10 protein-coding genes and 1 tRNA gene are annotated in these 13,798 nt (G+C 54.7%); 10 read left to right on the forward strand and 1 reads right to left on the reverse strand.

The genetic code is table 11. The features are described from left to right. The first annotated feature begins 34 nt into the window (after nt 1-34). From panB to VGM48_RS04285, 7 genes are all read left to right on the forward strand, one after another. Nucleotides 35-850: a 3-methyl-2-oxobutanoate hydroxymethyltransferase gene (gene panB / locus VGM48_RS04255; protein ID WP_331576479.1), complete on the forward strand. Its 816-nt coding sequence runs from the start codon at nt 35-37 to the stop codon at nt 848-850. 111 nt (nt 851-961) lie between these two features. After that, nucleotides 962-2,035 (forward strand): sensor histidine kinase, encoded by a 1,074-nt coding sequence (locus tag VGM48_RS04260; RefSeq protein WP_331576480.1) that lies wholly within the window; start codon nt 962-964, stop codon nt 2,033-2,035. Continuing rightward, on the forward strand, nt 2,035-2,733 hold the full coding sequence (locus VGM48_RS04265; protein WP_331576481.1) for a LytTR family DNA-binding domain-containing protein: 699 nt from the start codon (nt 2,035-2,037) through the stop codon (nt 2,731-2,733). Before VGM48_RS04260 ends, VGM48_RS04265 begins: the two co-directional genes overlap by 1 nt. 239 nt (nt 2,734-2,972) lie before the next feature. Continuing rightward, nucleotides 2,973-4,496 (forward strand): aldehyde dehydrogenase family protein, encoded by a 1,524-nt coding sequence (locus tag VGM48_RS04270; RefSeq protein ID WP_331576482.1) that lies wholly within the window; start codon nt 2,973-2,975, stop codon nt 4,494-4,496. A 116-nt stretch (nt 4,497-4,612) separates the two neighbouring features. Further along, nucleotides 4,613-6,067, forward strand: a complete 1,455-nt coding sequence (locus VGM48_RS04275) for an OmpA family protein (protein WP_331576483.1) — start codon at nt 4,613-4,615, stop codon at nt 6,065-6,067. Between the two features lie 109 nt (nt 6,068-6,176). After that, nucleotides 6,177-7,886, forward strand: a complete 1,710-nt coding sequence (locus VGM48_RS04280; RefSeq protein ID WP_331576484.1) for a S8 family peptidase — start codon at nt 6,177-6,179, stop codon at nt 7,884-7,886. Between the two features lie 45 nt (nt 7,887-7,931). Beyond that, nucleotides 7,932-8,444, forward strand: a complete 513-nt coding sequence (locus tag VGM48_RS04285) for a DinB family protein (protein WP_331576485.1) — start codon at nt 7,932-7,934, stop codon at nt 8,442-8,444. Between the two features lie 45 nt (nt 8,445-8,489). Here the strand turns inward: VGM48_RS04285 and VGM48_RS04290 are convergent, their stop codons facing one another. Continuing rightward, complete coding sequence (locus VGM48_RS04290) at nt 8,490-10,640, reverse strand: carboxy terminal-processing peptidase (protein WP_331576486.1); 2,151 nt, start codon at nt 10,638-10,640, stop codon at nt 8,490-8,492. A gap of 209 nt (nt 10,641-10,849) precedes the next feature. Here VGM48_RS04290 and VGM48_RS04295 point away from each other — a divergent pair. The 3 genes from VGM48_RS04295 to VGM48_RS04305 all read left to right on the forward strand — a co-directional run. Further along, a tRNA-His gene (locus VGM48_RS04295) sits at nt 10,850-10,923 on the forward strand. Nucleotides 10,924-10,975: 52 nt separating this feature from the next. After that, the gene (locus VGM48_RS04300; protein WP_331576487.1) at nt 10,976-11,590 is read left to right on the forward strand and encodes a DUF445 domain-containing protein; all 615 of its coding nucleotides are present in this window, start codon (nt 10,976-10,978) and stop codon (nt 11,588-11,590) included. 125 nt (nt 11,591-11,715) lie between these two features. After that, the coding region (locus tag VGM48_RS04305; RefSeq protein WP_331576488.1) for an outer membrane beta-barrel protein at nt 11,716-13,798 on the forward strand (2,083 nt) is incomplete at its 3' end.

The following is a 13,798-nucleotide window of genomic DNA, read 5'->3' on the forward strand; positions in this document are numbered from 1 at the left end:
AAAAATGCGCCTACCTTGACGGCAAAATTTCGACATGTCTATCCACTCCGAGATAAAAAAAGTAACGACCCATACTTTGCAAAGGATGAAGGCAAACGGCGAGAAGATCTCCATGATCACCGCTTATGACTATTCCTTCGCCCGGATCTTTGACGCGGCGGGCATCGACGTTATCCTCGTCGGCGACTCCGCATCCAACGTCATGGCCGGTCACGAAACGACCCTCCCCATCACCCTCGACCAGATGATCTATCATGCTTCCTCGGTCATGCGGGGTGTCAACCGGGCTTTTGTCGTGGTCGATCTTCCCTTTGGCTCCTACCAGTCGAACTCCAAGGAGGCGCTGGCTTCGGCGATCCGGATCATGAAAGAGACTGGCGCCCATGGCATCAAATGCGAGGGTGGCGAAGAGATCCTCGAGTCCGTCCACCGGATCCTGGCTGCCGGCATCCCGGTGATCGGTCATCTGGGGCTGACCCCGCAATCCATTTATAAGTTTGGTACCTATACCGTCCGAGCCCGGGAAGAGGCCGAGGCCGAAAAGCTTAAAAAAGACGCCAAACTCCTCGAAGAGGCCGGTTGCTCGGCGATCGTCCTGGAAAAGATCCCCGCCGATCTCGCCAAAACCGTGGCCGAAAGCGTTCAGATCCCCATCATCGGGATCGGCGCCGGCCGCTACTGCGATGGCCAGGTCCTGGTCATGCACGATCTGCTGGGTATCAATACCGAATTCCAACCCCGGTTCCTGCGGCGTTACCTGAAACTCCACGAGGAGATCACGGGCGCCGTCCGGCAATATATAACTGACGTTAAATCAAGTGATTTTCCAAACGAACAGGAGCAATATTAATTCCCCCAATGGGCCGGGCAACCATCCGGCCCTCCCATCAATCCCCCATTCATCGAATATTTCCACCGGAGCGGCGATTCTTGCTAGATTTGGAGGTTAACAGACACCTTTGTGAAGAAGATAACCGTTCAGATCGTCATCCATATCGCAGCCTGGCTTTGTTTTTTCATGCTGCCCTTCGCCTTTTACCCGCGACCGAGGGAGATGGACGCCGCATTTTTCACCGAACGCTATTTCACGCCCTTCTTCATCGTCAACACCGTGTTCATTATTGCATTCTATTATTGCAATACGTATCTGTTCATTCCCGGCATCTTCGACCGCAAGAAATTCGTTTTTTATAGCGCCCTCATCCTCGGTCTGATGATCGTGTACGGGCTGATGCCCCGCATCTATCATGCATTGTTCGGCAGTCTTACCCCGAATTTCAACCCCAATCCCCTACCCAATGCCAACCGCCCCGCGGGGCAGCTCCCCCGCAGCCGGCCCATCCTCAGTGCGGGGAATATCGCCATCTTCCTGCTGGTATTCGTCTTCAGCACGGGGATAAAGGTGATCAACCAATGGCTGCGGTCCGAACAACGCAACAAAGAGATCGCCAACGAAAAGTTAAAGGCGGAGCTGAGCTTTCTGAAAGCCCAGATCAACCCGCACTTCCTTTTCAATACGCTGAATAATATCTATGCCCTCGCCAGCGCCCAGTCGGAGCATACCGCTGCCGCGGTGATGAAGCTCTCCAGCATCATGCGCTATGTGCTGACGGAGGCGCGCAACGACCTGGTCCCGCTGGAAAAAGAGATCCAGTTCACTTCTCATTATATCGAACTGCAAAAGATGCGGCTCACCGACAAGACGATCATCGATTTCACGGTACAGGGCGATCCGCTCGGCCGGCAGATCGCGCCCCTCCTGTTGCTGCCCTTTGTCGAGAACGCCTTTAAGTACGGCATCAGCACCCGCGAACGCTCGCCGATCACCATCCTGTTGGAAATAAAGAAAGATTCGTTGTATTTTAGCATTTGCAATCAGAAGCACCTCAGCACGATGCTCCGTGTCTCGGACAATACGGGCATCGGGATCAGCAACACCCGACGTCGCCTCGACCTGTTCTATGAAGACAAATACGCGTTGAACATCGAGGACAAGAACAGTGATTTTTCCGTTAAGTTAAAAATTCCGGTATAATGTTAACATGTATCGCCGTTGATGATGAACCCCTGGCCCTCGAGGTCCTTAAAAAATACATCGCCAAGATCTATTTCCTCGATCTCAAGGGCGTCTTCACCGACCCTTTCGAGGCGCAGAAGCAAATGGAGACCAATCCCGTCGATATCCTCTTTCTCGATATCCAGATGCCCGATATCAATGGCATCGAATTCTCCCGGATCATCAACAAGAAAAATACGGCGGTCGTATTCACAACGGCATTCAGCGAATACGCGGTCGAAGGGTTCAACGTCGACGCCATCGACTACCTGCTGAAACCCATCGAATACGATCGCTTCCTGAAAGCCGTGTACAAGGCAAAGGAATACGTCGACTACCTGACCAGCCAGGAACTGCAGGACGGCTATATCTTCGTCAAATCCGACTACCAGATGGTGAAGGTCAACCTCAAGGAGATCCTCTATATCGAAGGTCTCGATGATTATATCAAGATCTATCTTCCCGGCAAGGCCATCCTCACCCTGATGACGCTGAAGACGATTGCTCAAAAACTTCCGGCGCGGGAATTCATCCGCGCGCATCGCTCCTATATCGTGCCTATCAGCAAGATCGAACACATCAGTAAAAGTAAGATCAAGATCGCCGATAAAGAGATACCCATCGGCGTTAGTTACAGCGAAAGCTTTTTCGCCGCCATGGAAAACAAGCTCTCTTAGAGCGTATTCTCAAAGCATTGGATTTCACCCCATTTTTCGGGCATTTCACCGATAGTGGGCCCGTCCATCCCGCGTCACGCAACCCCCGGGAAGGGTTTTACGTATTCTTATTTGCCGGTATGGTAGATACCGGCAGGACCAGTTTTTTCATAGTAGATTTTAAGTTAAGGTTGAGGCCACTGGTTAGTGGTTAGTTTTTCCTAAGTTTGCTTGCGATCTTTGCGGTCGCAAGCATTTTTATGGAATTTCTACAACAGCTGAACATCGGACCGGACAACGCCGGCACCTCCACAGGCACGAAATGGCTCCGCTCCGGCGCGCCTGCCCTCACCTCTTATTCACCCGTAGACGGCAAGGTCATCGCCGCCATCACGGCGACCGACAAGCCGGGCTATGAAGCCGTTATCGAGACCGCGCGCCAGGCCTTTGGGGAATGGCGGACCTGGCCGGCGCCCCGCCGCGGGGAGGTCGTCAGGCAGATGGGCGAAGCGCTCCGCCGGAACAAAGAGGCCCTTGGCCGTCTTGTCTCCTATGAAATGGGCAAAAGCCTGCAGGAGGGATATGGCGAAGTCCAGGAGATGATCGATATCTGTGATCTGGCCGTCGGCCTGTCGCGTCAGCTGAACGGGCTGACCATGCACAGCGAACGTCCTTCCCACCGCATGTATGAGCAATGGCATCCGCTGGGGGTGGTCGGCATCATCTCGGCCTTCAACTTTCCCGTTGCCGTCTGGAGCTGGAACAGCATGATCGCCTGGGTCTGTGGGAATACCTGTGTCTGGAAACCCTCGGAAAAGACCCCGCTGTGCGCCCTGGCCTGTCAGCAGATTGTCTCCGAAGTATTTGCCGCCAATAACGTTCCCGAAGGCGTCGGCTGTCTGGTTACCGGCGGGCGTGACCTTGGGGAATGGCTGGCTGCCGATACCCGTATCCCCCTCATCTCCGCCACCGGATCCACGCGGATGGGCAAGGCTGTCGGCACGACCGTCGCCGCCCGGCTGGGCCGCTCGCTGCTCGAACTGGGGGGCAACAATGCGATCATCGTTTCCGCCGATGCGGACCTCAATATCGCCATCCCCGGCGCCGTATTCGGCGCGGTAGGTACGGCCGGTCAGCGCTGCACCACCACGCGCCGGCTGATCATCCAGGAAAAAGTCTACGACCGGATGACCGAAAAGCTCACGGCCGCCTATGGCCAGCTGCGGATCGGCGACCCGCTCGACGAGAAGAACCATGTGGGTCCGCTTATCGATACCGATGCGGTAAAGGCCTACCAGCAGGCGATCGCCGCCGCCAAACAACAGGGCTGCCGCTTCCTCGTGGAAGGCGAGGTCCTCGCCGGTGACGGTTTCGAGAGCGGCTGCTATGTCCGGCCCTGTATCGCGGAAGCCGACCCCTCCTACCCGATCGTCGCGCAGGAAACCTTTGCACCCATTCTCTACCTGCTGAAGTATACCACGCTGGAAGACGCGATCGCTATCCAGAACGGCGTCCCGCAGGGGCTGTCGTCGGCGATCATGACCCTCAACCTGCGGGAAGCGGAACAGTTCCTCTCGGTGGCCGGCAGCGACTGCGGCATCGCCAACGTCAATATCGGGACCAGCGGAGCAGAGATCGGCGGCGCCTTTGGCGGGGAGAAAGAGACCGGCGGCGGGCGCGAAAGCGGCAGCGATGCGTGGAAGGCTTATATGCGCCGGCAAACAAACACGATCAACTACTCAACCCAATTGCCTCTGGCTCAGGGGATAAAGTTCAACCTATAAGGCTTAGCCCGGCCCGTCGCTGCAAAATAAACCCGCGCTTTGCGCGTTAGATCATAAGGCGCTAATATCTGTCCTTCGGACGAGTCGCTTCCAGCGACTCCCGCCTATCTGCAGTTATGAAAAAATGGGTACCGCTTTTATTGTTCGCCGTCACTAGCCATTGTTCGCTCAATGCCCAGGTCAAGTTGGGTATCCTCGGCGGGCTGCATTCTTCTAAGGTTTTAGAAACCAATCATATACCTGGCTGGGACACCACCACCAAACCCTTTTTGAACAGCCGTACCGGCTTCCAGCTCGGGGTCATCGTCGAGATACCCCTCGGTCACGGCCTGTTCTTCCAGCCCGCCCTCACCTATATCACCAAGGGCCGCATTTTCGATAAGAACAACGATTCGCTGTCCACCCTCGCGAGCGACACGGTCTACAACAAACAGACCCTGAAACTTGCCTATATGGAGATCCCGCTCAACCTGACCTACAAGATGCCGCTTACCGCCAACCGGAAGAATTTCTTCTTCGTCAGCGCGGGTCCGTATGTCAATTTTGTCTATAGCGGCAATGTCACCACCGAGAGTCTCACCTCTTCCACGCATAAGTACAGCACCGAGACCGATCCCGTCGTTATCGGGAAAGGTGCCAACTCCTATACGACTTTCGACTACGGCGTCAACGGCCGCGCCGGTTTCGAGATCGGCGATGTGATGCTGAGCGCCTACTATAGCCGGGGCCTCGGCAATTTCTATCATGCCAACTATTCGGGAACCTTCCACCATGAACTGGTGGGCGCCACCGTCGGCATCTGGCTCACCTCATCGGCCGCGGCCAAGGTCCTGCGAAAGAAGGATACCGACCGCGATGGGGTGAACGACGAAGTCGATCTCTGTCCGCTGCAGCCCGGTTCCGCAGCCTGGCATGGCTGTCCCGTCCCCGATACGGATCACGACGGCATCGACGATGACCATGATTCCTGCCGGAATATCCCCGGTCTTGGCCGGTACAACGGGTGTCCCGTTCCCGATACGGATCATGACGGGGTGGATGACGAACATGATTCCTGCCGGACGGTTCCCGGTCTGGCCCGCTACAACGGCTGCCCGATTCCGGACCGCGATCACGACGGGCTCAATGATGAAGAAGATAAATGCCCCGACAGCGCAGGCACCGCGGAGAACCATGGCTGCCCCGTCGTTGTCGTGCCGGAGATAAAACAGGAAGAGACCGATCAGATCAATTTCATCGCTCACAATGTCAACTTCGCCTCGGCCAGTGAACGGCTGCTGGACAGTAGTTATGTTGCGCTGGATCAACTTTCCGGCCTTCTGCTGTCACATCCGGCATGGCATCTCACCATCGAAGGCTACACCGATAATTCCGGCGCACCGGCCAAAAACCTGATGCTGTCCCGCAAGCGGGCGGATGCGGTCAGGGTCTATTTGATCCACAAGGGCGTGCCCGCGGCACGGCTGACTTCTACAGGATTTGGCCAGGAACATCCCATCTCCGATAACCTCACCGCAAAGGGCCGGTCGATCAACCGGCGGGTAGAACTAAAGCTAAGTGTGGATAAATGACAATTTTAACAAGTTAATAAAACCATTCCTGTAATTTTTGCGGCGGGTGGCACGGGTTTTATTTATTTTACAGATTCTACTCTACACATTTTAACAAAAAACTACAAAAATGATTGGAAGCCGGAATGGATGGTTACTAGCGATGCTTATTGGTTGCGTACCCTTCACGATGTTTGCCCAGGGGACCAGTGTAAAAACCGAGCTGCCGAAAGGATGGCACCTGCTCGACAAACAACAAGACGGATTTTTCGGGATCAGTCTCAATAAAGCCTATGAATTCGCAAAAGCAAAAAAACTAAAGAGCAAGACGATATTGGTGGCGGTGATCGACTCCGGTGTCGATACCACGCACGAAGACCTGAAAGCGATCCTCTGGACGAATCCAAAAGAGATCCCCGGTAACGGGATCGATGATGATCACAACGGCTATGTCGATGACATCCATGGCTGGAATTTCATCGGCGGCAAAGACGGTACCAATGTCAAGGACGATTCGCAGGAAGAAGCCCGCGTCTACTATGCCTTCAAGGACAAGTTCGAAGCCGCGGGGCTGGATACCGCCGCCCTCAGCGCCGACGACAAGGATAATTTTCACATGTGGCAAAAGGCGCGCCGTACCGTCATGGGTGATGGCTCCGATGCCGGTGTCGATCTGGTGATGCTGCACAAAGCCTACACCGCTTCCGTGCGCAACGACAGTATCCTTCAGATGGCCATCGGGCGGCCGGAATACACGGGAAACGACCTCGATACCTTCGAAACCCGCACGACCGAAGCCCGGAACGCAAAAGCCGTGTTCCTCTATCTCTTCAAGGCCAATAAGATCATGGATATGAGCAACAAGACCTTCCTCTCCGAGTTCTCCGAACAGGTGGACCAGGAAGAAAGAAAGGCTTCTGCCAAAGAGAACCCGCCCAAGGACTACCGGCACGAGATCGTCAAGGACAACGAGAACGATATAAGCGACCGTTCCTATGGCAATGCCGATGTCATGGCCGGAGACCCGATGCACGGAACGCATGTCACCGGCATCATCGCCGCGGAAAGAGGCAACGGCAAGGGAATGGACGGCATCTGCGACAATGTCCGGGTGATGATGATCCGCGCCGTGCCAAACGGTGACGAACACGATAAGGACATCGCCCTCGCTATCCGCTATGCCGTCGATAATGGCGCCCGCGTCATCAACATGAGCTTTGGCAAGAACCTGTCCCCGGAAAAGACCTGGGTGGATTCGGCCGTGAAATATGCCGAGAGCAAGGGCGTCCTGCTCATCCATGCAGCCGGTAACGACAACGCCGATGTCGATACGACCGACAACTTCCCCAATCCCGATTTCAAGCATTCCGATTATGTTGCCTCCAACTGGATCACGGTGGGCGCCAGCAGCGATCTGCTTGCCGAGCCCGGTTTCCCGAGCTATACCGCCTCCTTCTCCAACTATGGCAAGAAAGAGGTGGATGTCTTCGCCCCCGGCACCCGCATCTACTCCACCCTGCCCGGCGGCAAGAACTATGGCAACCTCCAGGGTACGAGCATGGCCGCGCCTGTCGTCACCGGCGTTGCTGCCCTGCTGTTGGAATATTACCCCAACCTCACCGCCCAGCAGGTAAAATATTGTATCGAAAAATCCGCCGTCCCCGTTCCCGGCAAGGTCGAGCGGCCCGGCTCCCAGGATAGTCCCGTCATGGTCAACATGGCCGATCTGTCCAAGTCCGGCGGCATCCTCAACGCTTATGAAGCGCTGAAGCTGGCCTCGACGCTGAACACGGCGCCGAAAAAGCCGGAAAAGTCGACCATGCACAACTCACTGAATTAAAAAAAAGGCCGGGTTTGTCCCCGGCCTTTTTTTTATATTTATAATATGATTCCAAGAACCGAGATTATCGCCGATGATGCCTACAACAACTATATCGCCCTTATCCGGGAGAATGACTTCCGCGAGGCGATAAAGAAGAACGGTAAGGAGTTTCGCAAACTTCTTGAAGGCATCTCCAGCAAGAAGTACGATCATGCCTATGCCGAGGGCAAATGGACGATCCGCGAAATGCTCCAGCATATCCTCGATGCGGAACGGGTTTTCGCCTTTCGCGCCCTGCACCTCTCCCGCCTGGATGGCACCCCGCTTCCGCCCTTTGACGAGAACGCCTGGGCGGCCCATGACGGCGGCGCCACCCGCAAGTGGAAGGATCTTCTGGACGAATTCAAAGCCGTCCGCCAATCCACCGAACTCCTCTATGACGCCTTCACCGACGAGCAGCTTCGCTTCGTGGGCACAGTCCGGTCAAAACCCCTCAACGCCTTTACCATCGGCTACATCATTCCCGGCCATGTTACCCATCATATGCGGATACTCGAGGAACGATATCTAAAATAAAAAAGGGAGTCAAACGACTCCCTTTTTTATTCGATATAAAGCTTATTATTTGTTGTATACCAAGTTCTTCTGGGCGATCATGTCATCTACCACGTTGACCGTCTCGGCCAGCCAGATATCCGATTTTTTATCCTTGAGCCAGGCCTGGAACCGGTCGGCCTTGTTCTTGTCCTCGTCATATTTATGCGCGTCCTGCGGGAGGGCCTGAACGTTCATCTCATTGCCTGCGGGCAGCTTGCTCAGGGTCTGCAGCTGTTTGACGGTCTCTTTCACCTTCTTCTGCTCTTCCCGGTATTTCTTCAGGCTCAGGGGATAGACCTTGTCCTGGATGCTGCTCAGCCATTCTTCGTCCTGGCGGATGAGGGTGAAGGAATTGTTGTTCTTCAACCGCTCGTTGCTCATCGCCTTGATGTTATTGACATCATAGGCATATTTCCAGGTGTTGTAGTCGGCCTTGGGGATCTCGTCCCAGGGTAATGCATCCGGGTTGTCCTTTTCGCGGATCTTGCTGTATTCGTAGATGTCGGGATAGATATCCGGCAGTACGATATCGGAAGCGACGCCGCGCAGCTGTGTGCTGCCGCCGTTGATCCGGTAAAATTTCTGGAGGGTCAGCTTCAGGGTGCCCAGTTCGCTGTTGGCGTCCAAAAAGCCGAGGTTCTTGTCCAGCCCATAAGGCCGTTGTACCGTTCCCTTGCCATAGGTGGAGGTGCTGCCGATGATCACCCCGCGGTGATAGTCCTGGATCGCTGCGGCGAAGATCTCGGAAGCCGATGCGCTCAGCTCGTTGACCATAACCGCAAAAGGACCGTCATACAACACCTGTTTGTCGTGGTCGGGGATGATCGAAGGCTTGCCGTCCCGGTCGCGTACCTGGACGATGGGGCCCTGCTCGACAAAGAAACCTGCCATCTGGACAACATCATATAATGAACCGCCGCCGTTATCGCGCAGATCGAGCACGATCCCGTCGACCTTTTGTTCCTTCAGTTTGAAAATTTCCTTCGCAACGTCGATGCTGCAACGGCTGCCCTTTGGATTGTCGAAGTCGGCATAGAATTCCGGCAGATAGATATAGCCGATCTTCCCTTTGGGCGAATTGACGATCGCGCTGCGGGCAAAGGTCAGTTCATCCTGGACGATCTCATCGCGGATCAGGGACACCATCTGCACCGAGCCGTCCGGCTTCTTGAGCCAGAGCCGAACCTCCGTGCCCTTCTGGCCACGGATGATCTTGATGGCGTCCTCGGTAAAATAGCCGCTCATATCAACCGGTTCCTGGCTGCCCTGGGCTACCTTCTGGATGATGTCACCGACACCCACCTTCCCGGATTTCCAGGCAGGGCTGCCGGTCACGAGGCTGCCGATCTTGATATTGCCGTCGTCATATTGAAGCGATGCGCCGATGCCGAAAAAGTGGCCGCTCATCTGCTCGTCGAAATAGCGTTTTTCCACCGGCGGGAAATAGTCCGTATGGGGGTCCATCGACTGTACGATGCACTGGACGAACATGTTGAACCGGTCGTCATCCGTCTCTTTTATCTTTAGCCGCTCGTAAATGCGGTCCATCACCTTCATACTCCTGGACCGGGCGTCTTTCTCCAGCGCTTCCGTTGTCCTGGCCACATAACCCGGTTTTGTCTTATTTGTCTCCTGCTGGTCCAGCAGGTCGCTATACCGCTCGAGGGTGAGGTATTTCAGCCGCTTGCGCCAGGCTTCCCGGCGTTCGGCGTCGTTGGTGGGGAACTTCAGTTCGTCATAGTTCTGATTGAAGTCCTCCTCTTTGTTGAAGTCAAAAGGATGGGAAAGAATGTCTTTGTAGAGGGCTTCCGTCTCGCCGAGCCGCTTCCGGTAGACTTCGGTCACGGCCGGTACAAACTGGATGGAGGTAGTGCCGAGTATCTCGTCGTCGATCTTTGTCGAATACCGGCCACCCAGGTTATCGACGTCGGATTGCAGGAATATATCCTTTTCCGCATCCACTTCCTTGAGGTATTTGCGGAAGACCTCTTTGGAGAACTTGTCATCGATCGCCTTCGGACTGTAATGCACGTTCTCCAGATATTCTCCTACGCTGTGCAGAATCCGCTCATATTTTGTGGGTGGGTTACTCCCGATACCCAGGGTCCTGAAAGCAACAAAGACGCCGCCCGCCAAAACCAACAGGACAATGGGTAGATTTCTTTTATTGATCATATACTTTAGCACTTTTAACATAGCTATTCAAAAATAACGATAAATTAAATGGGATGTTGCCGGATAAAATGAATATTAACAAGCACTTTGCCATAATTCCATGAGCGGCAGGCGGACACCTGGCCCATCTTACATGAACGGTTAGACAAATTATTTTGAATAATGTTTTTGACGAAAAGCCTTTTTACATTAATTTTGCGCTTCACGTGGTGGTTGTAGCTCAGTTGGTTAGAGCATCAGATTGTGGTTCTGAGGGTCGTGGGTTCGAACCCCATCATCCACCCAAAAAAAGAAGAGAGGCCGTCCAACGGCCTCTCTTCTTATAACTACTTACTATGTCTCAACTGTCCTGGTGGTTCTATACCATCCCCTTTATCTCCGCCTTTATCCACTGGCTTACGATCTGGATGGCGTTGAAGCTCCTGTTCCATCCCCGTCAGCCCAAAAAGATCCTCGGCTTCACCCTCCACGGCGTCTTCCCCAAGCGCCAGCAGCAGATTGCCGAAAGCCTCGGCCGTATCGTCGGTCAGGAACTGTTCTCTTTCGGCGATATCGAACAGACCATCACCCATCCCGATAATGTCCGCCGCATCCTCCCCCTGGCCGAAGAACATATCGACAACTTTCTCCGTGTAAAGCTCAAGGAGCAAATGCCCATGATCTCGATGTTCATCGGCGACAAGACCATCGGTCAGCTGAAGACGGTCTTTATGAAAGAACTGGAGGACCTTTTCCCCGTCATCATGAAGAACTATGTCGCCAATCTCCGGCATGACCTCGACCTCGAACGCATCGTGGTGCAGAAGATCGCTTCCTTCTCCGCCGACCGGTTGGAGAACATGCTTAACGAGTTCCTGACGAAGGAGTTCCGCTTCGTCGAGATCATCGGCGCAGCCCTTGGTTTTCTCATCGGATTGCTGCAAATCCTGTTCACTTTATGGCTAAGGTAAAATCGGGTAATAAGGGGTTAATCGATTAACCCTACCATATCTGATTCCTACCGTTTGTATAGAAACCGCCGGTTTGCTAAATGTTTTGACCTGAATTTTGCAGGCAAATTGAATAACTAATACTCATGAGAAAATCTTGGCTTTTGTTCTTCGCTATGGCAATGTCGACGATCGGCTTTTCCCAGGGTCCGCCCGCGGGTCCGGGAGGCGCCGGAAGAAGGGGTATGGGCGGACAGTCCGGCTCGATCGGCCACTTCTATGGGAAGATCGTGGATGCGAAGACCGGCAAGGGAATGGATGGAGCATCGGTTCAACTGATCCTGACACGTGGTCAGAAAGATACGATCGTCGGCGGCATGATCACCGGCCGTCATGGCGATTTCAGTCTCGAAAACCTGCCCATCTTCGGCAACTTCCGGCTGAAGATCACGGCTATCGGCTATAAAACATACGACCAGAAAGTAGCATTCGATCTCAAGGGTCTGCGTGGCGCAGGCGGCGCCGGAGCCGGCGGCAATGCGGGAGGCCCTCCCGGCGGCGGCGGCAATGCAGATGGCCAGCCCAACCCGGCAGTCATGCAGGCGATGAACGCAGTCGATAAAGACCTGGGCAATATCAAGCTCAACGAAGACGCCCAAAACCTCGAGCAGGTAACCGTCACCGCCTCCAAACCCCTTATCCAGATGGGGGTCGACCGTAAGATCTACAACGTTGAAAAGGATATCTCGGCCGCCGGCGGTTCGGCGACCGATGTCATGAAGAACGTGCCCTCTGTCCAGGTGGATATCGACGGCAACGTCACCCTTCGCAATAGCGCGCCCACGATCTTCGTCGACGGCCGGCCCACAACGCTTACCCTCGACCAGATCCCCGCGGATGCCATCCAGAGCGTGGAGATCATCACCAACCCCGGCGCCAAATACGATGCCTCCGGCGGAACGGCGGGTATCCTCAACATCGTTCTGAAGAAGAACCGCAAGGCCGGCTACAATGGAAACATCCGCTCCGGTATCGACCAGCGCGGCCGGTTCAATCTCGGCGGCGATATCAACGTCAAACAGGGCAAGGTCAACTTCTTCCTCAGCGGCAACTACAACCAACGTAAAACCAAGGCCACGGGCCTCACCGACCGGACGAGCAGTTTCGACGCATTCGGCAGCCGCTCGGCCTATACCAGCGTCCTCAACCAGAGTGACGACAATGTCAACAAGGGATATTTTGCCTTCGCCCGCGGCGGACTCGATTTTCTTGTCGACAACCGGAATACGATCTCGCTGTCCGGCAATATCGTTCACGGCACGTTCCAGCCCTTTATCAACAGCGATCTGTTTACGCAGACCGACTCGTCGACCTCCGGTCAGAGTTCGGCCTTCTACACCGGCCGCTATTCCACCAGCAACTCCCAGTTCAACAACCACGGAGCCATGCTCAGCTACAAGCACACCTTCCCCAAGGCGGGCGAAGAGCTGACGGCGGATGTCAACTACAGCCAGGGCTCCAACGACAATTTCAATCTGATCCAGACGCAGCAGCATACGACGCTGGACAAGAACAGCCCTTCCCTTGGAGTCTATCAGCAGCAACAGACCGGCAACGGAGACAACAAATATTTCACGGCTCAGGCGGACTATACCCTACCCCTCGGCGAGAAGTCCAAATTCGAGGCCGGCGGCCGGATAGCGATCCGCAACAACACCAGCATCAACAATATCGATACGCTGAACGGGGGCAACCAGTTTGTCGTCAACCAGCTGCTCTCTTCCAACTACACGTTCCGTGACCGGGTCTTCGCCGGCTATGTCACCTATTCCAATGCGATCGGCAACTTTACCTATCAGCTGGGGCTGCGTGGTGAAAGCTCCGATTACAACGGTACGCAGCACTTTACGGATGTCGACGTCAACGGCAACCAGTTTCCCTCGATCGGGCATTTCACCAACAAATTCCCGATCAGCCTTTTCCCCAGCGTGTTCCTGACCCAGAAACTGGGTGGTGACCAGGACCTTTCCTTTAACTATACCCGGAGGATCGACCGGCCCAATTTCTTCCAGCTGTTTCCCTTTACGGACTACTCCGACTCCCTGAACCTGAGCCGGGGTAACCCCAATCTGAAACCGCAGTTCACCAACTCCTTCGAAGCGGCTTACCAGAAGACCTTCCCGGGGAACAATACTCTGCTGGGCTCGGTCTATTATAAATACACGACCG

Origin of the sequence: Puia sp. (assembly GCF_036500295.1) — a bacterium.
In the GTDB taxonomy this organism is placed as follows: Bacteria; Bacteroidota; Bacteroidia; order Chitinophagales; family Chitinophagaceae; genus Puia.